The organism is Bacillus methanolicus (genome assembly GCF_028888695.1).
Classification (GTDB): Bacteria; Bacillota; Bacilli; order Bacillales; family Cytobacillaceae; genus Bacillus_Z; species Bacillus_Z methanolicus_B.
Map to the genome: position 1 here is coordinate 1,834,241 of NZ_PNFF01000001.1, position 24,490 is coordinate 1,858,730.

A 24,490-nucleotide genomic window follows, 5' to 3' on the forward strand; every position below is an offset into this window, starting at 1 on the left:
TCCTCTAATTGACGAGCTCTGCATGTATTAGATTGCCTGGATATTCTTTTACTTCTTCTTCTTCGCGCAATACCCGCAAAGCTCCTTCTGCCAATGCTTGCAGTTCATTTTCACCCGGATGGACAATTACATCAGCGATCCAATTAATCCGTTCGCTGATTGCCTTTACAAATTGTTTTCCGTATGCAAGACCGCCCGTTAAAATAATTGCATCTACTTTACCTGCTAAAACTGCACTTGCAGCTCCGATTTCCTTTGCAACTTGGTATGCCATCGCAAAATAAACGAGTTCTGCTTTTTTGTCGCCTTGTTCAATCATTTTTTCCACTTCTACCGCGTCCTTTGTACCAAGATATGCAGCAAGACCGCCCTGTCCGACAAGTTTTTTTATGATTTCTTCCCTATAATAGTCGCCGGAGAAACAAAGGTTGACTAAATCTCCTGCAGGCACGGTGCCGGCACGTTCAGGACTGAATGGGCCATCGCCGTCAAGACCGTTATTAACATCAATCACTCTTCCCTCTTTATGGGCGCCGACAGTTATACCGCCTCCCATATGAGTAACAATCAGATTCAGTTCTTCATATTTCTTCCCTAATTCTTTAGCAACTCTTCGCGCTACCGATTTTTGGTTAAGCGCGTGGAAGATACTTTTTCTTTCAATGAGCGGAAATCCGGAAATGCGGGCAATCGGGTCAAGTTCGTCTACGACTACAGGGTCCACAATAAAAGCTGGAATGTTTAAGCCTGAAGCAATCTCGTAGGCCAAAATTCCGCCAAGATTGGAAGCATGCTGTCCCGCATAGCCTTCGCGAAGATCAGAAAGCATTTGTTCATTTACGGCATATGTGCCTCCCTCTATTGGTCTTAACAAACCGCCTCGACCGCATACGGCACTCAGCTTTGAAATATTAATGCCTTCGACATCAAGTGTTTCAAGAATTGTTTTCTTGCGAAATTCGTATTGAGAAATAATGTCCTCAAAAGAATTGATTATTTCAGCATCATGTCGAATTATTTTTTCTAAAACGGGCATCTCATTATCGAAAACTCCTATTTTCGTTGATGTAGAACCAGGATTGATCACGAGCATCCGATATTTTTTTTCTTGCAACGTCGCAACCTCCAATTAAAAAGAACATACACTGTATGATTTGAAAAAAATATCATTTATTCCTCTTTAAAGTATTATTAATTAAATAAGGAAGGACGCTGAAATCTCATCCAGCGTTTTTCCAATGAAACTTTTATTTACGGCGGCTTAATATATGATGGCCGTTTTGCAGAAATTGACTGCGTGAATTACGCACTCTTTCAATACGCTCTTCTGCCATGCGGTCGGCTGCCCTGTAAGTTGGAATCCCATCACGTTTTGCAATTTCAATGACTCTTTCAATATTGTTGTAGATCGTTTCTACTTTTTTCATCGCACGGTCACGATTGTAGCCGTAAAGCTCATCGGCCACATTGATTACTCCGCCGGCATTGATAACATAATCAGGAGCATAGATAATACCCATTTCGTGAATGATATCTCCATGGCGAGTATCTTTTAATTGGTTATTCGCTGCACCCGCAATAACTTTTGCTTTAATTTGGGGAATTGTTTCATCGTTAATGACGCCGCCAAGAGCACACGGCGAATAAATATGACATTCAACTCCATAAATTTCATTTGGATCAACTGCTTTGGCGCCAAATTCTTCGACTGCACGCTGAACAGCTTCTTTGTTAATATCAGTCACGATTAATTGAGCGCCTTCTTCGTGAAGGTGGAGGCACAGGTTATATGCGACGTTTCCAACTCCTTGAACAGCAATTACTTTTCCTTCTAATGAATCTGTTCCAAAAGCTTCTTTTGCTGCTGCTTTCATACCGCGGTAAACGCCGTATGCTGTTACAGGAGAGGGATTTCCGGAAGATCCAAATGCCGGTGAAATGCCTGTTACATAATCAGTTTCTTCATGTATAAGATCCATGTCTGCAACGGTGGTGCCAACATCCTCAGCTGTGATATAACGGCCATTTAACCCTTGGATATAACGGCCAAATGCTCGGAACATTTCTTCGTTCTTATCTTTTCGCGGATCGCCGATAATTACTGTTTTTCCTCCGCCAAGATTCAAACCGGCAGCCGCGTTTTTATATGTCATTCCCCGTGCTAAACGCAGCGCATCTTCAATTGCTTCCTCTTCTGAATCATAAGTCCACATGCGTGTGCCGCCTAAAGCAGGGCCAAGCGTTGTATCATGGATCGCAATTATTGCTTTTAAACCTGATTGTTTGTCTTGGCAAAAAACTAGTTGTTCATAATCATATTTCTCTAAATATTCAAAAATCTCCATTGTAAATTTCCTCCACTGCTTCGCGCATTCTAATTTGCAGAGCATAGAGCCAATGCAAGTGAATATAGTTTGCTTTCGGCACTATCTGCTCTTGAAGTTAAAACAATTGGGGCCTTTGCACCTACAATAATAGCACCGACCTTTGCATTTGCAAAATACATTAATGATTTATAAAGTACATTTCCAACTTCAATTGTCGGAACTAATAAAATATCAGCCTGTCCTGCAACATCCCCGCCAATTCCTTTATGTTCAGCAGCATATTTTGAAACTGCATTATCCAACGCGAGAGGTCCGTCAATAATGCAGCCGCTGATTTGTCCTCTCCGATTCATTTGGGTCAGCAAAGCAGCATCAAGCGTCGCTTGCATTGAGGGGTTTACCATTTCAACGGCTGCCAGCGGGGCTACTTTTGGCATCTCAATCCCTATCCCTTTTGCCACGTTTACAGCATTGTTTATAATTTGTGCTTTTTGCTCAAGGTCTGGCGCGATATTCATGGCTGCATCAGTGACAATGGTATATCGTTCAAAACCCGGCACTTCAAAAACTGCTACATGCGAAAGCACATTTCCTGTTCGTAAACCAAATTCCTTGTTTAACACTGCTTTTAAAATCGCTGCTGTCGGAATATTCCCCTTCATTAACACGTTTGCTTCATTTAGCTTTACTGCTTTTACAGCATGTTCAGCTGCAAGTTCATTCGTATTCGTATGAATAATTTTGAGATTCTCATTTTTTTCCATACCGGAATATTTTTCATTCATAATTTTGAGGATTTTTTCTTTATCTCCAAACAGCAAAAAATCAGCCAAATTTTGCTTAAGCGCCATAGAAACTGCTTCGATGACTTCTTCGTCTTCAGCTGCAGCAACTGCTACCGTTTGATTCTCTGATTGGGTTGCTTTTTCGATCAGCGTATCCAATTTCATTATGTGCTAAAACCCCTTTCACATAGTTGCAGCACTCATTATACTAATTATGCAAGAAGCGTGCCAATTTTTCGAAATGAAAACGCTTTATTTTCCGTTTTTTATTCATGCAATTTTTTTCTCACTATGAAAATTATTGCATGCTATTATTTTCAATAACATACTTCTCCAATTTGTAATACAAGTTACGAACGGAAATTCCGAGAGTTTTTGCAGCTTGTGTCTTATTGCCATTGCATTTAATCAGTGTGTTCTTGATAATTTTTTCTTCATACTGTTCAAGCAGCTCGTTCAGAGTTCCCTCAAAAGGCTGCTGATGGGCTGTTTCAGGCACCCTTATTTCGTTAGCCGACTTATTTTTCAACTCTGGAAGGTGGATTAAATCAATCTCCGTATCCGTATAGTAAAGAAAGATCATCGCTCTTCCAAGAACATTCTCAAGCTCCCTCACATTGCCTGGCCAATCGTAAGCCATCAATTGCTCCAATGCGCGTTCGGAAATACTTTCTACGTTGCGCCCGTAATCCTGATTGATTTTTTGAATGAGCCGTTCGCATAGAAGCGGGATATCTTCTTTGCGTCTTCTGAGCGGAGGAATATGGATTGGCATCCGATTAAGCCGGTAGTATAAGTCTTCCCTAAAAGTTCCATTCGCAATGGCTTTTTCTAAATTTACATTCGTGGCGGCGATGACACGAACATTAATCGGGATTGATTTTGTACCGCCGACGCGAACGATTTCATTTTCCTGAAGCACTCTCAGGAGCTTTGCCTGTGTATTTGCACTCAGTTCCCCGATTTCATCAAGAAAAATGCTGCCGTTGTTTGCTTCTTCAAATAGACCTCTTTTTCCTCCGCGCTTTGCTCCGGAAAAAGCCCCTTCTTCATAGCCGAATAATTCACTTTCCAACAAAGACTCTGATAATGCAGCACAATTAACTCGGATAAATTTATTGTATTTTCTGTCACTTGCATTATGGATTGCATGGGCAAACAGTTCTTTTCCCGTACCTGACTCACCTCTTAAAAGTACGGTAGCCGGTGTTTTTGCACCCAATTTTGCCTGTTCAATAGCAATTTTCATTTCCTCTGATTCCCCAATAATATCTTCAAACGCATATTTTGCTTCTAATGTTCGAATGATTTGTCTGGCCCGGTTCAGCTCCCTGTTTAAGTTTTGGATTTCCGACATATCATGGATAACACCGACGCTTCCTTTAAGCTTTCCATCGACAATAATAGGCGCAACATTTACAACAACTTCTTTTTTCTTCGGGCCGACGCGCATGGCAACTCCGCGCACTGCTCTTCTTGTTTTCAGCACTTTCAAATGCATGCTTTCCCCTTCGGAAATATCTGCAGTTGCAGGTTTTCCGATCACCTGCTCTTCCGTTAAGCCTGTAATCCTTGTATAAGCGGGATTTATTAAGATTCCCCGCCCTTTTTCATCAACTACGGAGATTGCATCATCGCTTGAATGAATAATCGCTTGAAGCATTGTTTGAATTTCTTTAAGATTTGTTACTTCTTCTGCAAGATTGACAACTTCAGTAATATCTTTGAAAACAGAAAATGCGCCGATCAATTGACCATTTTCATCAACAATTGGTATTCGAGTTGTAATTATTTTTAGGCCATTTTCCAATATTAGTTCCTGATTGGCTTCAACTCTTCTCGTTTCTAATACCCTTGGGAGTTGGCTTGTCGGAATTACTTCATAAATATGTTTCCCCTTTGCTTCCGCTTGTGGAATTCCAATTATTTTTTCCGCACTTTTGTTAAATAAGATTATTTTGCATTGATTATCAATTCCTACCATTCCATCATCGGTTGAATTAAAAATTAAATCATGTTTATAATTTTCATTACGGAATTTTTCAATATATTCTTCTTTTTCTTCAAAAAGCTTTGCAATGAGAAAAGCAACGCTACCCGGTATGAGAATTGTTTCTTTGCTTCTTGCATCCCTTAAAGCTGTGAATACTTCTTTTTTTCCGGTCACTTCAAAAATGACGTCAATCTTATCAGAAATGTAATCACGCCAATCCGTTCCTGTTTTAGTCCCTTCGCGTTTTGCAATTAAGATTCCGGGTGCATTAGGATTTATGTCAACAATCACTTTTACATCGAGGATGGCCGTTTCTTTTAACATTTTTAAAATGGCAATTCCGCCTTTACCTGCTCCAACGATCATCGCTGTTTGCATCTGTTTTCACCCCATCTCTCATGAAATAATTTTCATATTTGGGTAAGATTGCTGTGCAACATTTTTCAAATTCATTTTAAAGTTATTTATCTTCCTTGACAAATTTCAAAGATGATTTATCATTTTCGATAGTATACAAAGTGTGAAGGGATTATTTATGAGCAGAATAATAGCATTACTTATATTGCTGATACCGGGTATTTTCGCTGCAATAGGGATAAAATTGATGAGAGATATGGTGTTTGGTATTTTGCAGGCACCCTTTCCGTTTCTTTGGCTGCAATTTTTAGCCGGGCTGCTTCTTTTTCTGGCAGGTCTGGGGTTTGTGGCAGGTTTTATTTTGCACAGGGACAGGAAAAGAAATAAAGTACAGAAAAGATTTCAAAGGCAACCTGGTTCTGACACAAAAAAATAAAGGGCCGACCCTTTTCCTTTAAAGGATCGGCTCTTTTCTTTTTGGTTTCACCGCCAAATCAGGTAGCGGTTTGAATCTGCTGTCGAATTTTCAATGCCTTTTTTGGTTCATCGGTAATTAGAGCCGAACATCCAATCAAGAACAACCGCTTCATATCATCTTCCTTATTTACCGTATATGGCCTTACCTGTATTCCATTTTCGATGCTCGATAGAATCACTTCATCTGTTGCTGTTATGAGTTTCGGATGGATTCCTTTCGCACGGATCGATTTGGCATAAACCCATGGCATAAAAAGGCTCTCTGAGTATAATGGCGCAATTTCAATTTCCGGAGCAAGCCGGTAGCTGTAAACAATGCTGTAATGATTGAATGATGAAATAATAATCCGGTTCGAAAGATTATATTTTCTTACCAGTTCAATTACTTTCTCTTCCATTCCCTCATATGGAATAAGATTGTTCTTAAGCTCAATATTGCAAATAAGCCGGTTCGTTGTCATCCACTCTAAGAGTTCCTCCAGCGAGGGAATAGGTTCCTTTTTGGCTGTCGTTTTCTTATGAAAACCGGCATCGAGCTTTCTCATTTCCTTATAAGTTAATTCCTTTACATATCCCTGGCCGTTTGTTACTCTGTCAACCTTCTCATCATGAATAATGACGACTTCTCCATCTTTTGTAAGCTGGACATCTATTTCCAAAGCATCTGCTCCCGCTTTCTCCGCTTCAATGAATGCCTGCATCGTATTTTCAGGATATTTTGCAGAATAGCCGCGATGCGCAAAAATCATTGTCATTTTTCCTGCTCCTTCTAAAAAATGGCGCGGTTTTTCACGCTTTTTAATTTTCCATTGTAAAAGAGGCTGACCCATAAGTGCTTTGCTCTTAGTTTGGGTCAGCCTCAAAGGCAAAAAAAAGAATCAATAATGTCGAATGAATAAACTATTCCTCTTAAGAAGCCCGATGTTCCAGCCTTAATTTGTCAGCTACCATTGCAATGAATTCTGAGTTCGTAGGTTTTGCTTTAGACATGCTTACTGTATAGCCGAAGAGAGATGAAATGGAATCAATATTACCGCGGCTCCACGCTACTTCGATCGCATGACGGATTGCTCTTTCAACACGGCTGGCTGTTGTATTGTATTTTTTAGCGATATCCGGATAAAGCACTTTTGTTATTGAGCCGAGAAGTTCAATATCATTAAAAACCATAGAAATGGCTTCCCGCAAATATAAATATCCCTTTATATGCGCAGGAACGCCGATTTCGTGAATGATACTTGTAATGCTTGCTTCCAAATTTTTTGGTTTTTGTTCAGTTTGCGGGCGGTGACTTGGTGAAGAAGATTTTCGAATAAATGTGTTTGACTTCCCATTCACCTGGCGAATATGATTGGCCAAATTTTCCATATCAAACGGTTTTAGAATGAAATAGGATGCTCCAAGATCTACTGCTTTTTTCGTTACATCTTCCTGGCCGAAGGCTGTCAGCATGATTACGTTTGGAAGAGGATTCTTTTTTAATGTTCGAAGTCTTTCGAGCACAGCCAGCCCGTCTAAATGAGGCATAATAATATCTAAAACAAGTACATCAGGATCCGTTTCTTCAAGCAAATCCAAACATTCCTGACCGTTATGTGCCACACCGACTACTTCCATATCATCCTGCGAAGATATATATTCTTCAAGCAAACCTACCAGTTCTCTATTGTCATCCACGACACAGACTTTAATTTTTCTCAATTTTTGTTTCCTCCCCGATTCCACTTAATGGTCTCTTTTCCTATCTTATCTTATTTTTTATTCTAAATGACAATTTCGACAATGCAATAAAAATTCCTCTTGTTTTTTTATATTTTCTGAAAAAAGGTCTTTAAACTTATTTTTTCTTTAAATTTCTTTTATTTTCGACGTATTTCGCAATTTGACATTTAATTCTTTTTTGCTTTTGTCGAAAAATCTTTAATTATATTTTACCACATTCGAAAACGAACAAAAATAGGCGGAAATCCGCCTATTTTTACACTATTTTTGCATTCAAACATTTATGAAGCTTTTTCTCGGGGTTTTTCATATATATCGATTCCGGCTTCATTTAACATCCATTCAATATGAACTCCATAACCGGAAGTTGGATCATTTACAAAGACATGGGTAACTGCTCCCACAAGTTTGCCGTTTTGAATAATCGGGCTTCCGCTCATTCCTTGAACGATACCCCCTGTTTTTTCAAGAAGCTTTGGATCAGTTACCTTTATGACCATCCCTTTTGTTGCCGGAAATTTTTGTGGAATTGTACTGACGATTTCAATATCGAAGAGATCAACTTCATCCTCATTAACAACCGTTAAAATTTTCGCAGGCCCTTCTTTCACTTGATGTGATAATGCGATAGGAAGGGGTTTATCCAATACGCCATTTTTTAATTCTCTATTCAGTTTTCCAAAAATCCCGAAAGGACTGTTTCTGTTTATATTTCCAATAATTTCACGGTCAGTTGAAAACCTTGCCAGCTTTTCTCCCGGATCTCCGTTGCTTCCTTTTTCAATGGAAGTGACGGTTGAACGGACAATTTGTCCATCTTCCACGACAATTGGCTTTTTTGTGTCCATGTCAGAAATGACATGCCCTAAAGCACCGTATTTTTTTGATTCAGGTTGATAAAAAGTCATTGTCCCGATCCCCGCAGCTGAATCACGGATATAAAGACCTAGCTTATATGTTTTTTCTTTTTTATCTTTCATGGGCTGTAATTTTGTTTTCATTTTTTCATTTTCTCGATTAATCACAATATTTAAAGGCTTTCCTTCGTTGCCCGTCTTTTGCACTAGCGGGGCGACGTCTGCCATTTTTTCAATTCGTTTGCCATCAATTTCTGTAATAATATCTCCGACTTTAATACCTGCAATTTCTCCGGGGGAAACTTTTCCTTCCTCTGTATCAATCTGATGGTGCCCTACCACTAAAACACCAACAGTATTCAACTTAATTCCAATTGATTGTCCTCCAGGAATTACTCTAAAATCCTTTAATACATCTACATCGACCTGTTTAATGGGAAAACCGGCTAGTTCTAACATCATTTCATTTTTCCCAGGACTATTTGCCTGAATGGATAATGAATGCCGGTTTTGTTCAAGTGCAATACTTTTATTATCATCAGACAAAGAAGCTGAAACAGTGACAGCCTTAGGCAGGCTGAATTGCTGCCCTTCAAAAATGGTTATTTTTTGCGGAATATTTACATATTCCTGCATCGGCTTTGAAAACCCGATGGCTACTAATGAAACAAGGAGAATTCCACCAATTATTTTTTTTAGCAGTTCATATTTCAAAACCTTCACTCTCCTCGCTTCTAGTCCACACACTTCAAATGGCTACATCATTAATCTTGCCTGCTTACAACTCATTTATAACCGCCGGAACCATAAAAAAGCTACCCGGGAATGGATAGCTTTTCAAGTTGCTGTTTTTATTTGGTTGGCAAGCAGCAATAATTCCTCTGCATGCTTTTTCGTTAAATCGGTAATTTCAACACCGGATATCATTCTGCCGATTTCTTTAATTTTTTCAGCATCAGATAAAGGAGCGACCGAAGTGATGGTTCTTCCTGATTTTGTTACTTTCGCAATAAACAAATGAGTATCCGCCATTGCGGCTACTTGCGGAAGATGGGAAATGCAAAGCACTTGAGAGCCGATGGAAACTTTGTATATTTTTTCTGCGATCGCTTGGGCAACTCTTCCGCTAACACCTGTATCCACTTCATCAAAAATGATTGAAGTAACACCTTGGTGTTTAGAGAAAATGCTCTTTAACGCCAGCATAATTCTTGAAAGTTCTCCTCCTGACGCAACCTTTGACAATGGCTTTAATGGCTCGCCGGGATTAGTGGAAATATAAAATTCCGCTTTATCTATGCCATTTTTTGTGAAATTGCTTTCATCCGATTCGATTTTTACCTCAAAAACAGTTTTGGCCATGTACAGGTCTTTTAATTCCTGGTGAATCAGTTTCGTCAGTTTTTTTGCATAATTCTTTCGCAGTTCTGTTACATTCTTCGCTTCAACTAATAAATCTTTTCTTAAGGAAGCTAGTTCTTTTTCCAATTGCCCGATATGTGTTTCTTTGTTTTGCAGCGTTTCAATTTCTTCTTCAATCGTTGCTGCATATTCAAGAATTTCATCGATTGTTTTTCCGTATTTACGTTTTAACGTATTGATTTCATTCAAACGGTCTTCGATTTCATTCAAACGCTCAGGATCAAATTCAAGCAAATCAAGTTCGTTTCTAAGTGAATGGGAAACATCTTCAAGCGCATAATAACTGTTGGAAACCGTTTCAAATAAGTCTTTGTAAGTTGGATTCAATTCAGCCGCATCTTCAAGATGGCTCATCACAAGGCCGATCCAATCCAAACCTTTTTGTTCTCCTTGAAGTAATGAATAGCTTAATTGCATGGCTTCATAGATTCGTTCAAAATTGCTGAGCCTTCTTTTTTCTTCGTAAAGCTCTTCATCTTCATTCAGTTTAAGATCGGCAGCTTGAATTTCCTCTAATTGAAATTGGATTAAATCAAGACGGTGAGCCATTTGCTGTTCATTTTCATTCAGGCTTTTCAGTTTTTTCATTGTTTTCTCATAAGCCCGGTAAACTTCCTGGTATTCCTCGACAGCAGGGGAAATTTCCTCTGCTCCAAATTGATCAAGCAAAGGCAAATGCATGGTTTCGTCCATTAATTCCTGATGTTCATGCTGGCTGTGAATATCAACTAAGGTGCTTCCAATTTCCCGCAATACAGAAATCGTCACCAGTTTCCCGTTGATCCGGCATACGCTTTTTCCGTTTTTGGAAATATCGCGCCGCAAAACAATCATGCCTTCTTCAATCTCAATGCCGAATTCTCTTGCTTTTTCATAGCATGGATGGCTTTCATCATCCAATAGAAAAAGTCCTTCGATTTCTGCTTTATCTTCCCCATGGCGGACAAATTCGGAAGACCCTCTTCCCCCGATTAACAGATGAATGGCATCGATGATTATGGATTTACCTGCCCCCGTCTCTCCCGTTAAAACGGTTAAACCTTTATCAAAAGAAATTGAGAGGGATTCAATAATGGCAAAATTTCGAATGGATAGTTCGCTTAACAAGAATCGTCACCTCATATTAGAGCATTTCAAGAAATCGATTTGAAACGATTTCTGTATCTTCAGGTGTTCTGCAAATAATTAAAATCGTATCGTCACCGCAAATCGTTCCTAAAATATCTTCCCAATCAAGGTTGTCGATTAATGCTCCGATTGCCATTGCATTTCCCGGAAGAGTTTTCATGACAAGAAGATGTCCGGCTGCATCAATTTTTACAAAAGCATCCATTAGCGCTCGTTTTAATTTCTGTAGTGGATTGAATCTCTGATCCGCAGGCAGACTGTATTTATATCTTCCATCCATTAAGGGAACTTTCACTAAGTGAAGTTCTTTAATGTCCCGGGATACGGTTGCCTGGGTGACGTTAAAACCTGCTTTTTTCAATTCGTCTACAAGCTCGTCTTGAGTCTCTATGTCATTATTTGCAATAATTTCTCTTATTTTGATATGGCGCTGTCCTTTAGTCATTCCAAAATCACCTCTAGTAAAGGTCAAACATCGACAATTTTTGTATATAGATACTATTATGTTAGCCGAATTCCGAATTCTTGTACATTTCTTTTATGCACTTTTCTACTAAATGTTACTTTTAAAAAACCCGTGAATTGAACCATCAAACGAAGCGTGTAATCAAGGAAAAATAGCAATCCTATAGTTTTTTATTATAGAACAAATGTTCCTTTATATGCAACAGCTGAAAAGTTTGCAAAAAATCCTTTTAAAAAAAGGAATAAGCGTTGTGCTTATTCCTCATTTGTTTTTTTCGATTTTAATTCAAGGTGAGCCTGTTGTACAACTTCAGCCGCTGAAACCGTTAAAAAGTTTTCACCGTGATCCTTTTCACTTTCCCAATACAAATGGAGCAAAAATTCGATATTCCCGTCTCCGCCTGTAATCGGGGAAAAGGAAAGATTTTTGACATGAAAACCGAGGCCGAGAGAAAAATCGATGATTTGTTCTAACACACTTTCATGTACTTTTGGATCTCTAACGATTCCTTTTTTTCCTACTTGTTCTTTGCCGGCTTCAAACTGAGGCTTTACAAGGGCAATTACATCACTGTTTGGAACGAGCAGGGTCTTTAGCACTGGCAAAATAAGTTTCAATGAGATAAAAGATACATCGATCGTTGCAAAATCAGGCATTTCCCCTTCAAGATCTGTAGGGGTCACATAGCGGAAGTTTGTTCGCTCCATCACGATCACCCGCTCATCTTGGCGAAGTTTCCAAGCAAGTTGGTTATAGCCGACATCTAACGCGTAAGATAGTTTAACTCCGTTTTGCAGTGCGCAATCGGTAAACCCCCCTGTAGAAGCACCGATGTCAAGCATAACCTTCCCACGAACATCTATGTTAAATTCTTTTAATGCTTTTTCAAGCTTTAGTCCTCCTCTGCTCACGTATGGAAGAACATTTCCTTTCAAAGTCAGAGGAATATCAGAGCTTACTTTTTCGCCCGGTTTTTCAAGGCGGGTTTCATTGCTGTATACGAGGCCGGCCATGATCGCCCTTTTCGCTTTTTCTCTTGTTTCAACAAGCCCTCTTTCAACTAATAATACGTCTAATCGTTCTTTTTTACTTTTCATATGTCATTGAGCCCTTTTTTGTTTCTTTCTAACCATTGATTGCAATTTTAAGACGAGATTTTCCGTCGTCAGTCCGATTTCTTCCAGAAGCTTATTGACGCTGCCATGTTCAATGAAGCGATCGGGAATTCCCATCCGGTCAATTTTTGCTTCATGATAACCATGGTCATGGGCAAATTCAAGAACGGCGCTTCCGAATCCGCCCTGTAATACAGCTTCTTCAACCGTAATAATTGGAATGTTTTCATTTAAGATGGCATGGAGCATTTTTTCATCAAGCGGTTTTATAAATCGGGCATTGACAACCTTTACGGTAATTCCTTGCTTTTCCATTAAAACCGCTGCTTCCATTGCCATTGGAATTGTTGTTCCAAAAGTTAAAATAGCGGCATCTTTACCTTCCCGTAAAACTTCCCATGTTCCAATCGGAATTGTACGCAGCTTTTCATCCATTGGAACGCCGATTCCGTTGCCGCGCGGAAAACGCATGGCGATCGGACCGTCATCATATTTTAAAGCAGTATTGACCATATGCTGCCCTTCATTTTCATCTTTAGGCATCATGATTACAATATTCGGCAAATGCCTTAGAAATGCAATGTCAAATACACCTTGGTGTGTCTCGCCGTCCGCTCCGACCAACCCTGCCCGGTCAATGCCAATAAATACATTTAAGTTCTGGCGGCATATATCATGGACAACCTGGTCATATGCTCTTTGCAAAAAGGTTGAATAAATCGCCAAAAACGGCTTCATATTTTCCAAAGCCAATCCTGCGGCAACCGTTGCCGCATGCTGCTCGGCAATCCCGACATCATACATGCGGTCCGGAAATTCTTTGGCGAATCCTTCTAATTTAGAACCTACAGGCATTGCCGGAGTGATCGCGACAACCCTTTCATCTTTCCGAGCTATTTTTCGGACGGTTTCACTGATGAGCTCGCTCCAGGCAGGAGGTGTATTAACAGGTTTTAGGAAGTCGCCTGTTTCAATTTTATAAGGACCTGTTCCATGCCAAGTTCCCGACCGATCATTTTCAGCAGGATAGTAACCTTTTCCTTTTTTCGTGATGACGTGGAGCAAGACAGGTCCATCTGTTTTCTTCGCATAGTTCAAGTTTTCAAATAAATCCTCAAAACTATGTCCGTCTACCGGTCCAAAATATGTAAAACCGAGTTCTTCAAAAAAGATTCCCGAAACAAGCATATATTTTAAACTGTCTTTTATTCTTTCCGCAGTAGAAGCAAGCTTGCCTCCGACAGCAGGAATCTTTTTTAACAGCATTTCCAGCTCATCTTTTACCCAATGGTATTTGCCGGCAGATCGAAGCCTTCCCAAAATATTATGTAAGGCTCCTACATTTGGAGCAATCGACATTTCATTATCATTCAAAATAACAATCATGTCCTTTTTTTCATGGCCGATATGGTTTAATGCTTCCAAAGCCATTCCGCCTGTCAGTGCTCCATCGCCAATGACAGGAACGATATACGATTTTTCCTTTTTAAGATCTCTCGCAATAGCCATTCCCATAGCTGCTGACAGAGACGTTGAACTGTGTCCCGTTTCCCAGACGTCATGAACGCTTTCATTTCTTTTCGGAAATCCGCATAGCCCCTTATATTGCCTGAGGGTATCGAACTGACTGGCTCGGCCGGTCAAAATTTTATGAACATATGATTGATGCCCGACATCCCAGATTATTTTATCTTTTGGACTGTCAAAGCATTTATGCAAAGCAATAGTTAATTCTACAACGCCAAGATTCGGTCCGATATGGCCTCCGGTTACAGACAATTTTTCAATTAAAAATTGCCTGATTTCCTTACTAAGCGCTTCCAATTCTTTATTTGATAGCTCCTTTAAAAAGGAAGGGTCTTTAATTGATAATAGATCCATTCACGGATCACTCACTTTCATGTTCTTTTATCGATGTCATATATCATTCTCGTTTTCTTCAAGAAAAGCAAGGATTTCCCTTGCTTCATTTGATTTTATTTAAAAAATAGCCGCTAACACAAACGTGATAACGGCAATGAACACAGTATTTTATCTTATTATACCATAAAAGTTTTATGTCATCAAATGATGATTATTAATGGTCTCTTTTAGCAACAAGTTCGGTGATTTCTTCAAGCAAAGAGATAGAAAGGCCTGAGTTTTTCAAATAATCCTTCGCTTTGCCAATATGGTCTGCAAGCGCGTCTTTTGCCCCCTCCATGGATAAAAGTGAAGGATATGTGCTTTTTTGATTATCTGTATCGCTTCCAACCGGCTTGCCGATTAATTCCTCCTGCCCTTCTAAATCTAAAATATCGTCGCGAATTTGAAAGGCAAGCCCTAAGTGAAAGGCAAATTGCGACAGATTTCTCATTTGTTCATCATTTGCCTTGGCAAGCATTGCACCTGCTAAAACACTGTATGCCAAAAGCTTTCCGGTTTTATGATGATGAATATACTCCAGCTCGGTTAAATCAAGCTGTTTTCCTTCCCCTTCAATATCTGCAGCTTGACCGCCGACCATTCCTTCTGCTCCGGCTGCTTTAGAAAGCTCTCTAATAAGATTCAATTTTGTGTCAGCTGCAGCATATTCTTCCGGAGTTTCACAAATGATTTGAAAACTGTATGTCAAAAGGGCATCCCCGGCCAAGACCGCGAATGCTTCTCCAAATACTTTATGGTTTGTAGGTTTTCCGCGGCGAAAATCATCATTATCCATACTTGGCAAATCGTCATGAATAAGGGAGTACGTATGAATCATTTCGATTGCTGCTGCAGTATTCAACCCCTTTTTGCTGTCATGGCCAAATGCATGCAGCGTGGCAAACAATAATAATGGGCGGATCCGCTTTCCGCCTGCCTCCAGCGAGTATAGCATTGATTCCTTTATAATGGATGGAGCTTCGAGCCGTTCAATCGATGCTCGCAAATAGTTTTCAAGCATCTCCTTATGTTCTTTTGCAAAGTCTTTCAGTTTTACACTCAACACATTACTCCTCCTCTTGGAAAGAGAAGTTTTCAGTTTTCCCATCTTCTGTTAATATTTGCGTTAACTGCTCTTCAACGTTCTTCAACTTATCATGGCAAAGTTTTGAAAGTTCCATTCCTTGTTTATAAATGGAAATTGCTTCTTCCAGCGGAACATCTCCCTCTTCAAGCCGCTCAACAATACTCTCAAGCTTTTCCATTGCTTCTTCAAATGTTAAATGATTTTCAGGCATTATTTTCACTCACTTTCTTTCCGGTCACTTTGCAAAATAAATGTCCATCAGATAACCTGACTTGAATAGATTCGCCATTTTCAATTTTTGATACGCTTTTTATGAGATTTCCATCATCGGTGTATGTTAAACTGTATCCCCGCTCCATGATTTTCAGCGGACTTAATGCTTCTAATGTCGACAAAACAGATTGAAAGTCTTTCTGCTTTTCGGTTAGAATTCCCATCATCGCCTTGTTTAGCGATCGGTTTAACCTTAGATGATTCTCTCTAGCTGATTGCATCAGTTGGGCCGGATGATTTCGTTCAAGCCTTTTTAGCAGCTGGTCCTGCTGCTCGGCTTTTAAGCCAAAGATATTGCGTGCCCCTTTCATCAGCTGTTCCGTCAGCTTATCAAGCTGTTCAAGCTTCTGTTCATATAATTTTTGCGGATACTTGAACGCATACGATTTCTGAATTCGCGTTAACTGCTCTTTATGAATCCCGATTCGCTCTTTCATTGCTCTTAAAAGGCGGGTTTTCCTGTTCATAATTCTTTCCATCAGTTCATCAATATGTGGTACAGCAAGCTCGGCGGCTGCCGTCGGAGTCGGTGCCCTGAGATCGGCAACAAAATCTGCAATCGTATAATCTGTCTCATGCCCGACTGCCGAAATAATTGGTATTTTCGAAGCAAATATTGCTCTTGCCACGATCTCTTCATTAAATGCCCAGAGCTCTTCGATGGAGCCGCCGCCCCTTCCGACAATTAAGACATCAATTTCTGCTCTTTCGTTTGCCAATTCAATCGCCTTTGAAATGGAACGCCCTGCCTGTTCACCCTGTACGAGGGCAGGAAGAATAAAAATTTTTGCAATCGGATACCGTCTTTTAATTGTCGTTAAAATGTCCCTGATCGCCGCTCCCGTTGGTGAAGTTATGACACCGACAATTTTCGGATATTTTGGGATCTCTTTTTTCACAGCAGGATCAAACAGCCCCTCTTTTTCCAACTTTTCCTTCAGCTGCTCGAAAGCAAGGTACAATTCACCAATCCCATCGGGCTGCATGTCTTTCACATAAATCTGGTATTGGCCGCTCGGTTCGTAAACGGTTATATCGCCTCTAATTAATACTTTCATCCCATTTTCAGGAATAAATTTCATAAAACGATTATAACTCGTAAACATAACGGCAAGAATTCGTGCCTTTTCATCTTTTAATGTAAAATACATATGGCCGCTCGAATGCTGTTTAAAATTTGAAATTTCCCCTTTAACTAGAACATCCTGCAAATGTGGATCGGCATCAAATTTTCTTTTAATATATTTTGTTAAAGCGTTAACCGTTAAATAACGCGTTTCTTTCATAGAAAGCTCCTTCTATCATTACAAATAAAAAAACTGTCCCCTTCTATTATAAAATCAGATTCTATTTCCGTCACCTAGTGCTAGGACGGAAAGGAATAAAAACTCAAATAGAAAAGGGACTTATTTCATCTACCTTTATTTTATTTTTTGCAGCTTTGATTGAAAGTTTTTCGCTGCTTTCAAAGTGTTATACATAAGCATCGTAATCGTCATCGGTCCGACCCCTCCAGGTACAGGGGTGATATAACTGGCAATTTCCTTTGCTTCCTCGAAGGCAACATCTCCGCACAGTTTTCCTTCTTCATTCCGATTGATCCCTACATCAATTACTACCGCACCTTCCTTAATATAGTCGGCCGTAATAAAATTGGCCCTACCTACTGCGGCTACAAGGATATCAGCGTTTTTGGTGTGTGCTTTTAAATCTTTCGTTTTTGAATGACAGTATGTAACAGTTGCGTTTTCATTAAGGAACAATTGTCCTGATGGCTTACCGACAATATTGCTCCGGCCGACCACAACGACATTTTTCCCGGCTGCGTCAATCCCCATTTCCTTAAGCAAAACCATGATCCCATACGGCGTACAAGGCAAAAAGGCATCCTGCCCTGTCATCATCCGCCCGATATTGATGGGATGAAAACCATCTACATCTTTATCAGGCGATATTGTCTCTATCACTTTCACTTCATTTATATGGTCAGGAAGAGGCAGCTGAACGAGAATTCCATGGATGGTATCGTCATGATTTAATTCTTCAATCTTACTTAACAATTCTGATTCTTGAACTGTTTCTGGATACTCAATTAACAAAGAATGCATCCCAAGTTCTTGGCAGGCTTTTTGCTTGCTTGTCACATATGTTCTTGATGCCTGGTTGTTTCCGACAAGGATGACTGCCAAACCGGGTGTCACATTATTTTTTTTCAATTCGTCAACTTCTTTAGCAATTTCGCTTCTTTTTTTCTTGGCAATGTCTTTTCCGTTAATAATTTGAGCTGTCATGATCTTTCCTCCGCTTTTTAAAAATTTTATTCGTTTGCTGTTTATAAACTATCTTTCACTTTCGAAAGAACACCGTTAATAAATCTGCTGGATTGTTCATCACCATAAATTTTCGCAATTTCAATTGCCTCATCAAGTACAACATTAGCCGGAACCTCATCACGGCAATATTTTAATTCAAATACTGCCATCCTTAACAAATTCCGGTCCACATTTGCCAGCCGTTCCAATGTCCATTTTTCAAGATGTTTTTTAATCGTTTCATCTATTTCATCACGGTTTTGAACAGTTCCTTCTACCAATCGGGTTAAATATTCATCACCCCGGGCATCTTCCAATACATGTTCTATCGCTGCATCAGGTTCCGCATTACTTACATCAATTTGGAACAATGCCTGCAATGCTTTTTCTCTGGCTGTGCGTCTTTTCATTCTGTTATGCTCCTTTTCGGCTAGTATGTCCACTTTTCATAACAAGATAATAGCATAAGTGAAGGCCGTCTGCATTCGTTCGGAATAATATTTTTCATTAAACTACCTTTAAAACTAAGAAAAACCAAAGGCATCATCTGCCTTTGGTTTTGTTTGCGCATTTCTTATTACATTTCTTGTTCGTAATCGCTTTCAGCCTTTTGGTTTTCGAATTGAATTCCGACAACATGGATGTTGACTTCCTGTGCTTCAAGGGCAGTCATGTTCAAGAGCGCTTGGCGGATATTATCTTGAATTTTTTGGGCAACAGCCGGGATGGAGACGCCGAACTTCATAATGCAATACACATCTACCTTTATGCCGTCCTCCGTTAATTCGACTTTAACGCCTTTGCCGTGGCTCTTCTTTCCAAGACGTTCGACGACACCTGTTGCAAAATTGCCGCGCATTTGTGAAACTCCTTCTACTTCTGAAGCGGCAATTCCTGCGATTACTTCAATCACTTCAGGGGCAATTTCCACTTTCCCTAAGCCCGTATTTTCTTGATTCATCTCAAGAATTTGATTCTCGGTCATTTATGGCACCTCCGATTAATCGTCTGTTTTCATCACATCATACATTTCAAGAAACTTTGTATTGAATTGACCCTCCACAAATTTTTCATGGTTGAGCAGCCTTAAATGGAATGGTATGGTCGTATGAATCCCGTCGATCACAAATTCGCTCAACGCCCTTTTCATTCGGTCAATTGCTTCTTCACGCGTACTTCCATATGTGATCACTTTCGCAATCATTGAATCATAGTATGGCGGAATGGAATAACCCGGATAAGCGGCAGAATCGATGCGCACGCCAAGTCCTCCAGGCGGTAAATACATATTAATCTTTCCAGGGGATGGCATGAAATTTTTCTCAGGATTTTCAGCATTTATGCGGCATTCAATAGCCCAACCATTAAAGGTTACATCTTCCTGTTTTAAATTCAGCCTTTCACCTGAAGCAATTCTAATTTGTTCTTTAATCAAATCAACACCCGTCACCATTTCCGTAACAGGATGTTCCACCTGAATGCGCGTATTCATTTCCATGAAATAAAACTTGCGATTGCGGTAATCATATATAAATTCTACCGTGCCTGCGCCTGTATAATCAACCGCCTTTGCAGCTTTTACTGCGGCAGTACCCATTTCTTCACGGATTTCGCCATCAAGGGCCGGCGACGGCGTTTCTTCTAACAGTTTTTGCAGGCGCCGTTGAATTGAGCAATCTCTTTCTCCAAGATGAATAACGTTTCCATATGAATCCGCAAGAATTTGAATTTCAACATGGCGAAAATCTTCAATATATTTTTCAATATATACTCCTGGATTGCCGAATGCCGTTAAAGCTTCCTGCTGGGTGATATTAATCCCTTTGATCAAATCCTGTTCGGTCCTTGCAACGCGGATCCCTTTTCCGCCTCCTCCGGCAGTTGCCTTAATGATTACCGGAAAACCGATTTTTTTCGCCAATTCTACTCCTTCTTCAGGACTTTTAATAATGCCTTGCGATCCCGGAACAATAGGCACTCCTGCTTCCCTCATCGTTTCTCTGGCAATGTCCTTCGTACCCATCTTTGTTATCGCTTCAGGGCTCGGTCCGACGAAAGTAATATTTACTTCCCGGCAAAGCTCTGCAAAATCAGCGTTTTCAGCCAGAAAACCATACCCCGGATGGATGGCATCACAGCCGGTCAGCTTGGCGACGCTGATGATATTCGTAAAGTTCAAATAACTGTCCTTTGATGCGGTCGGGCCAATGCAATATGCTTCATCGGCCATCTGCACGTGCAAAGAATCCCTGTCTGCTTCAGAATAGACGGCAACAGATTCAATCCCCATTTCTCGGCAAGCTCGGATAATACGGACAGCAATCTCTCCTCTATTGGCAATCAATAATTTTTTTATCATACTTATTTTCTCCTTACTCAGGTTTTACCAAAAATAAAGGCTGGCCGTATTCAACAAGCTGTCCGTCTTTCACAAGGATTTCAACTATTTCACCGTTTACCTCCGCCTCAATTTCATTAAACAGCTTCATGGCTTCGATAATGCACACAACAGTATCTTTCGTGACGACTGACCCTTTTTTGACAAATGGTTCAGCATCTGGAGAAGGTGCTTGATAAAAAGTACCAACCATAGGAGATGTGATTTTATGTAAATTCGATGTATCAGCGGCAGTCTCTTGCTTCAATTCCTCTTTCGGCTCTGCTGCTTTTACTTCGGCCTGCACAACCGGAACCGGTTCTGCCGGCGGTTTTGGCGCTTCATTAACAGTTGTTTGTAAAACAGGCTGGGAAACAGCAATCGTTTCAGTACTGCTTTTTTTCAATTTTATTTTTGAACCTTCATGTTCAAATACGAATTCTTCAATGCTTGATTTGTCAATAAGTTTTATCAGTTCGCGAATTTCTTGGACTTTTAGCATTTTTTACACCTCAGTCATTCAAAAATTAAGACTAACTAATAACATCATACGATAATACATAATGCAAGTTCAATATCATAAATGTATGGTTGTTTTTCAGTCTTCCATTTACAAATATTTTTTAGAACAATTGCGGTTTTTTTAAAAGGATTATCATGAACAATAGGGAAACAATATATGGAATGCGAAATATAAAACCGCAGATTCAGTTGAAATAATTGAAGATCCAACAAAAATAAAGGAAAGCCCGATCCAAAGGGCTCTCCCTATAGATTTTCCAGTATTTTATTTTTTCGGCTGAAATTTCACTGCCACATGTTCCAAATCGTTGATTTCTTGTTTCACCATTTGGATGATTTCATTTGCAGCAGATGGAGAAAGCTTATCTGCTTTAACGGTAATTCTCACCTGGCCTCCGTCTACGCGAACTAAAGCATCTTCATAGTCCATTGCTTTTATTAATGATTCAAGCAATTCCTCTTTTAAGGCAATTTCGTCGAGCTTTTTCATTTCGTCATATGCCTGATTGCGTTTTTCCGTTGGAAGGTCTGTAGAGCCAACAATTTCTTCAAGCTGCTCTTTCCTTTTGCTTCGCTGATCGTCAAGATCCATCCTTAACGCTTCAAACACTTCATCGCTGGCCGTCTCAGATATAATCTTGGTTCCTTGATCGGTTTGAGAAGTTGCCATTTCATTTTCTTCGCCTTTTACCGCTGATTTAGGACCATCGCTCTTTTGTTCTATTCCAGCCACTCCGTTGCTGTTTTGTTCCGGCGATGTAATGTAATAAACAGATAAAACAACCACCAAACTTAACATTGTTAATAGCCAAACTGTTTGCTTTTTCAATAACATTTATGAATCCCCCTTCGATTTTTTCGGCATAACCGCAACCCGATGGCTTGGTACATCCAGAACCCTCGTTACAGCCTCAATTATCCATTTTTTTATTTGAATGTTGTCTGCCCCTTTTGCCACAACAAGAACTCCGCGAATTTCAGGTTTCTTTGTTTCAACGACAATCGGAATCTCTTTTTCTCCGTTGCGGACGATGACCAATTGTTCATCTTTAGAAGCATCTTCTACTTTTCGTGTTCCGCCTTCCCGATCCGTTTCGGTTGTCGTTTGAGACTGTGTTACGAAATTTTTTTCTAATATCTGTTTTTCAGTCGCATCCACATTGACTACAACGGTGACATCATCTACGCCAAGGATGCCTTCCAATGCCTCTTTTAACTGAGTTTCATATGCTTCTTCATAATGCTGCATCAAACTCTTTTTTTCTGATTTCTTTTGTCCAAAGGCTGGAACCTCTTCTGCTTTATTTGCTTCTTTATTGTTAAAAACCTGCATATCTGGCGTTGAAGCATTCCCACTGTAAAGCATATTGCTAATGAGCATAATCGCTGCACCAAACAAAAGAACGAGAAGTAAATAATGATATTTTCCAGGTTTTTTTTCTGAATGTCCTTCTTTCGAAAAGAGATTTTTAAGCCAAGTCAGCGGTCCTTTATCATTGTTCATTCTCTTCCGGTATCCCCCCTTCTATCATTACTTCAATAACTTCATCTTTCATATTCCATTTTTGCGAGAGAAAAGAAGTGATTTTTTTCGTTTCGGCAGGCTGTTCTGATGGAAGAGGATGTTTTGTATTAATTTCTATTTTTTTTACCACTTCAATTGCTCCGGATTGTTCTTTTGTCTGGCGCAACTGGACCACTATTTTTTCCAAATTTTCCGGAAATGCACTCTTGTCATCTTCATTTACTAAAAAATCAATTTTAGTAATTTCCATGCCGTACTGTTCCATCAATTCCCCCTCTGCGTCCTTTTCTAACTGGACAGCCATTTGTTCTAAAATATATGCATGTTGAGAAACTTGTATTTCTTTTTTCTTCATTTCTATTAAATTTTCCATATTTTTTTCTCCCGGATTTTCAACAAGAGCGATGGATGCCATAGCTGTTTCAAAATCTTTGGAAAATAGCTTTAGCACAGGCGTTAAAATAATCGCAATCAACAGCAAGCCGGTCACGATCTTTGTGTATTTTTGAAGATTCGAGTTAGGGAGAAGCATATCGATGACCGTTGCCAGTAAAATAAAGAGAATGATATTTGTAACCCATTCCTTTAAAAAATTCATCATTCTCCCTCCTATCTCACCATCATCGTTAAGTTTCCGGCGGCAATGATAACGGTAACGCTTAAAAAAAACATAAGCGATATGATTGCCAATGAGGCAAATACATAAACAACACTCTTGCTGATCACATCAAGGCACGCTATTACCGGACCGCCGCCAAGCGGCTGTAAAATGGCCGCGGCAAATTTGTATATAAATGCAATCATCAATATTTTGAGTGCAGGAAACGCAGCAATTAACAATAAAATGACGACCCCGGCTATCCCCACTGTATTTTTTAAAAGAACAGATGCATTAATGACTGTATCTGTCGCATCCGTGAATGCTTTTCCAATAACCGGAATAAAATTCCCCGTAAGAAACTTAGCCGTTCTAATCGTTACTCCGTCCGTAATTGCAGTTGAAGCACCCTGGACAGATACTACACCAAGGAAGACAGTCAAAAATAAACCAAGCAAGCCGATGCTCCAATTCCTGAGCATTTGGGCAAGCTGTGTGACTTTGTAATGCTCGGTCAGTATACTGACAATGCTTAACAATGCTGATAAAAACAAAAGCGGGAGAACAATATTTTGAATAACAAGCCCGCTCGTGTTCATTAAGAACAGAATAACCGGGTGGAAAAAAGCCGCGGAAATTACCCCGCCTGATGAAGCAATCAGCGCGAGCAAGAGAGGTATTAGGGCAAAGATAAAGTCAATCATTGATCCGATCGCTTCTTTTGAGTAAGTTATCGCAACGTGAAAACTGTTTAATGCAATAATGATCAGCACGATAAAAACGATCGAATACGCAACTTTGCTGATTGTGCTGTTTTCAAATGAATTTTGCAAAGACTGCAAAAACATGCTGAATATCGTCAGTAAAATCAGAGAACCAAGCAGTTTTCCATTCACGATAAATTCATGAAAAACAAATTTCACAATCCCGGTAATCCATTGTTCAAAAGAGAATTTTTTCTCTCCTTTTATAAACTCATACAAACTGCCCTTTTGGCTTTCAGGCAAAAACCCGCCATACTGGTGAATAATATCTTCCCAAAATCCCTTCAATTCATCGATATTTAGATTTTCCAGCTGTGAATCGACAAGCATTTCTGTATCAGGTAATTCTCCGGTTTCTACTTGTTCCGGAGAGGCTTGTACAACCGGAACGATCAAAAAAAAGAAAGGTATGACAATGGATAAAACTTGCAATATCTGCTTCATTATTACACCTCTTCCATTGAAGGAAAATTGCTGT

24 protein-coding genes are annotated in these 24,490 nt (G+C 39.7%); 1 reads left to right on the plus strand and 23 read right to left on the minus strand.

Annotated elements, in window-relative coordinates:
- Positions 1–4: 4 nt before the first annotated feature.
- The 4 genes from buk to C0966_RS09220 all read right to left on the minus strand — a co-directional run bounded on the left by buk (position 5) and on the right by C0966_RS09220 (position 5,483).
- Positions 5–1,114: a butyrate kinase gene (gene buk, locus C0966_RS09205; protein ID WP_274855088.1), complete on the minus strand. Its 1,110-nt coding sequence runs from the start codon at positions 1,112–1,114 to the stop codon at positions 5–7.
- Between the two features lie 133 nt (positions 1,115–1,247).
- Positions 1,248–2,345, minus strand: coding sequence for a branched-chain amino acid dehydrogenase (gene bcd, locus C0966_RS09210; protein WP_274855089.1), 1,098 nt, complete (start codon positions 2,343–2,345; stop codon positions 1,248–1,250).
- Positions 2,346–2,374: 29 nt separating this feature from the next.
- A complete protein-coding gene (gene yqiS / locus C0966_RS09215; protein WP_274855091.1) occupies positions 2,375–3,277 on the minus strand; it encodes a phosphate butyryltransferase in 903 nt (300 codons plus the stop codon).
- Between the two features lie 133 nt (positions 3,278–3,410).
- Positions 3,411–5,483 carry a sigma-54 interaction domain-containing protein gene (locus tag C0966_RS09220; RefSeq protein WP_274855092.1) on the minus strand — a complete coding sequence of 691 codons (2,073 nt, stop codon included), beginning with the start codon at positions 5,481–5,483 and terminating at the stop codon, positions 3,411–3,413.
- 157 nt (positions 5,484–5,640) lie between these two features.
- Here C0966_RS09220 and C0966_RS09225 point away from each other — a divergent pair, with 157 nt between their 5' ends.
- Complete coding sequence (locus tag C0966_RS09225; RefSeq protein ID WP_274855095.1) at positions 5,641–5,898, plus strand: DUF2627 domain-containing protein; 258 nt, start codon at positions 5,641–5,643, stop codon at positions 5,896–5,898.
- Between the two features lie 58 nt (positions 5,899–5,956).
- Here C0966_RS09225 and C0966_RS09230 read toward each other — a convergent pair whose 3' ends face one another.
- The 19 genes from C0966_RS09230 to spoIIIAE all read right to left on the minus strand — a co-directional run bounded on the left by C0966_RS09230 (position 5,957) and on the right by spoIIIAE (position 24,456).
- Complete coding sequence (locus tag C0966_RS09230) at positions 5,957–6,694, minus strand: glycerophosphodiester phosphodiesterase (RefSeq protein ID WP_274855753.1); 738 nt, start codon at positions 6,692–6,694, stop codon at positions 5,957–5,959.
- Positions 6,695–6,848: 154 nt separating this feature from the next.
- On the minus strand, positions 6,849–7,640 hold the full coding sequence (spo0A, locus tag C0966_RS09235; protein ID WP_274855096.1) for a sporulation transcription factor Spo0A: 792 nt from the start codon (positions 7,638–7,640) through the stop codon (positions 6,849–6,851).
- A gap of 302 nt (positions 7,641–7,942) precedes the next feature.
- Positions 7,943–9,241 (minus strand): SpoIVB peptidase, encoded by a 1,299-nt coding sequence (spoIVB, locus tag C0966_RS09240; RefSeq protein WP_425535923.1) that lies wholly within the window; start codon positions 9,239–9,241, stop codon positions 7,943–7,945.
- A 114-nt stretch (positions 9,242–9,355) separates the two neighbouring features.
- Complete coding sequence (gene recN / locus C0966_RS09245; protein ID WP_274855099.1) at positions 9,356–11,047, minus strand: DNA repair protein RecN; 1,692 nt, start codon at positions 11,045–11,047, stop codon at positions 9,356–9,358.
- 16 nt (positions 11,048–11,063) lie between these two features.
- Positions 11,064–11,513, minus strand: a complete 450-nt coding sequence (ahrC, locus tag C0966_RS09250) for a transcriptional regulator AhrC/ArgR (RefSeq protein WP_274855101.1) — start codon at positions 11,511–11,513, stop codon at positions 11,064–11,066.
- A 275-nt stretch (positions 11,514–11,788) separates the two neighbouring features.
- Positions 11,789–12,631 (minus strand): TlyA family RNA methyltransferase, encoded by an 843-nt coding sequence (locus C0966_RS09255; protein WP_274855103.1) that lies wholly within the window; start codon positions 12,629–12,631, stop codon positions 11,789–11,791.
- 3 nt (positions 12,632–12,634) lie between these two features.
- A complete protein-coding gene (dxs, locus tag C0966_RS09260) occupies positions 12,635–14,530 on the minus strand; it encodes a 1-deoxy-D-xylulose-5-phosphate synthase (protein WP_274855105.1) in 1,896 nt (631 codons plus the stop codon).
- Positions 14,531–14,726: 196 nt separating this feature from the next.
- The gene (locus C0966_RS09265) at positions 14,727–15,620 is read right to left on the minus strand and encodes a polyprenyl synthetase family protein (protein ID WP_274855107.1); all 894 of its coding nucleotides are present in this window, start codon (positions 15,618–15,620) and stop codon (positions 14,727–14,729) included.
- 1 nt (position 15,621) lies between these two features.
- Positions 15,622–15,852, minus strand: a complete 231-nt coding sequence (locus C0966_RS09270) for an exodeoxyribonuclease VII small subunit (protein WP_274855108.1) — start codon at positions 15,850–15,852, stop codon at positions 15,622–15,624.
- Entirely contained in the window at positions 15,845–17,200 is a 1,356-nt protein-coding gene (gene xseA / locus C0966_RS09275; RefSeq protein ID WP_274855109.1) for an exodeoxyribonuclease VII large subunit, read from the minus strand. Before xseA ends, C0966_RS09270 begins: the two co-directional genes overlap by 8 nt.
- A 135-nt stretch (positions 17,201–17,335) precedes the next feature.
- Positions 17,336–18,205, minus strand: coding sequence for a bifunctional methylenetetrahydrofolate dehydrogenase/methenyltetrahydrofolate cyclohydrolase FolD (gene folD / locus C0966_RS09280; RefSeq protein ID WP_274855111.1), 870 nt, complete (start codon positions 18,203–18,205; stop codon positions 17,336–17,338).
- Between the two features lie 41 nt (positions 18,206–18,246).
- Positions 18,247–18,636: a transcription antitermination factor NusB gene (nusB, locus tag C0966_RS09285; RefSeq protein WP_274855112.1), complete on the minus strand. Its 390-nt coding sequence runs from the start codon at positions 18,634–18,636 to the stop codon at positions 18,247–18,249.
- Positions 18,637–18,803: 167 nt separating this feature from the next.
- Positions 18,804–19,211, minus strand: coding sequence for an Asp23/Gls24 family envelope stress response protein (locus C0966_RS09290; protein WP_274855113.1), 408 nt, complete (start codon positions 19,209–19,211; stop codon positions 18,804–18,806).
- Between the two features lie 15 nt (positions 19,212–19,226).
- A complete protein-coding gene (gene accC / locus C0966_RS09295) occupies positions 19,227–20,585 on the minus strand; it encodes an acetyl-CoA carboxylase biotin carboxylase subunit (RefSeq protein WP_274855115.1) in 1,359 nt (452 codons plus the stop codon).
- A gap of 13 nt (positions 20,586–20,598) precedes the next feature.
- Positions 20,599–21,105, minus strand: a complete 507-nt coding sequence (gene accB, locus C0966_RS09300; protein WP_274855117.1) for an acetyl-CoA carboxylase biotin carboxyl carrier protein — start codon at positions 21,103–21,105, stop codon at positions 20,599–20,601.
- Between the two features lie 285 nt (positions 21,106–21,390).
- Complete coding sequence (locus tag C0966_RS09305; RefSeq protein WP_274855118.1) at positions 21,391–21,960, minus strand: SpoIIIAH-like family protein; 570 nt, start codon at positions 21,958–21,960, stop codon at positions 21,391–21,393.
- On the minus strand, positions 21,961–22,629 hold the full coding sequence (gene spoIIIAG, locus C0966_RS09310; protein WP_274855119.1) for a stage III sporulation protein AG: 669 nt from the start codon (positions 22,627–22,629) through the stop codon (positions 21,961–21,963).
- Positions 22,619–23,248: a stage III sporulation protein AF gene (gene spoIIIAF / locus C0966_RS09315; protein ID WP_274855120.1), complete on the minus strand. Its 630-nt coding sequence runs from the start codon at positions 23,246–23,248 to the stop codon at positions 22,619–22,621. The genes spoIIIAG and spoIIIAF overlap by 11 nt, the downstream gene beginning before the upstream one ends.
- Before the next feature lie 11 nt (positions 23,249–23,259).
- Positions 23,260–24,456 (minus strand): stage III sporulation protein AE, encoded by a 1,197-nt coding sequence (gene spoIIIAE, locus C0966_RS09320; protein ID WP_274855122.1) that lies wholly within the window; start codon positions 24,454–24,456, stop codon positions 23,260–23,262.
- Positions 24,457–24,490 lie beyond the last annotated feature (34 nt).

Bases quoted from the DNA above. Each gene is read 5' to 3' on its own strand.
- bcd (WP_274855089.1), bottom strand. From the start codon at position 2,345: ATGGAGATTTTTGAATATTTAGAGAAATATGATTATGAACAACTAGTT.
- yqiS (WP_274855091.1), bottom strand. From the start codon at position 3,277: ATGAAATTGGATACGCTGATCGAAAAAGCAACCCAATCAGAGAATCAA.
- C0966_RS09220 (WP_274855092.1), bottom strand. From the start codon at position 5,483: ATGCAAACAGCGATGATCGTTGGAGCAGGTAAAGGCGGAATTGCCATT.
- C0966_RS09225 (WP_274855095.1), top strand. From the start codon at position 5,641: ATGAGCAGAATAATAGCATTACTTATATTGCTGATACCGGGTATTTTC.
- C0966_RS09230 (WP_274855753.1), bottom strand. From the start codon at position 6,694: ATGACAATGATTTTTGCGCATCGCGGCTATTCTGCAAAATATCCTGAA.
- ahrC (WP_274855101.1), bottom strand. From the start codon at position 11,513: ATGACTAAAGGACAGCGCCATATCAAAATAAGAGAAATTATTGCAAAT.
- C0966_RS09255 (WP_274855103.1), bottom strand. From the start codon at position 12,631: ATGAAAAGTAAAAAAGAACGATTAGACGTATTATTAGTTGAAAGAGGG.
- dxs (WP_274855105.1), bottom strand. From the start codon at position 14,530: ATGGATCTATTATCAATTAAAGACCCTTCCTTTTTAAAGGAGCTATCA.
- C0966_RS09270 (WP_274855108.1), bottom strand. From the start codon at position 15,852: ATGCCTGAAAATCATTTAACATTTGAAGAAGCAATGGAAAAGCTTGAG.
- xseA (WP_274855109.1), bottom strand. From the start codon at position 17,200: ATGAAAGAAACGCGTTATTTAACGGTTAACGCTTTAACAAAATATATT.
- folD (WP_274855111.1), bottom strand. From the start codon at position 18,205: ATGACAGCTCAAATTATTAACGGAAAAGACATTGCCAAGAAAAAAAGA.
- nusB (WP_274855112.1), bottom strand. From the start codon at position 18,636: ATGAAAAGACGCACAGCCAGAGAAAAAGCATTGCAGGCATTGTTCCAA.
- C0966_RS09290 (WP_274855113.1), bottom strand. From the start codon at position 19,211: ATGACCGAGAATCAAATTCTTGAGATGAATCAAGAAAATACGGGCTTA.
- accC (WP_274855115.1), bottom strand. From the start codon at position 20,585: ATGATAAAAAAATTATTGATTGCCAATAGAGGAGAGATTGCTGTCCGT.
- accB (WP_274855117.1), bottom strand. From the start codon at position 21,105: ATGCTAAAAGTCCAAGAAATTCGCGAACTGATAAAACTTATTGACAAA.
- C0966_RS09305 (WP_274855118.1), bottom strand. From the start codon at position 21,960: ATGTTATTGAAAAAGCAAACAGTTTGGCTATTAACAATGTTAAGTTTG.
- spoIIIAG (WP_274855119.1), bottom strand. From the start codon at position 22,629: ATGAACAATGATAAAGGACCGCTGACTTGGCTTAAAAATCTCTTTTCG.
- spoIIIAF (WP_274855120.1), bottom strand. From the start codon at position 23,248: ATGAATTTTTTAAAGGAATGGGTTACAAATATCATTCTCTTTATTTTA.
- spoIIIAE (WP_274855122.1), bottom strand. From the start codon at position 24,456: ATGAAGCAGATATTGCAAGTTTTATCCATTGTCATACCTTTCTTTTTT.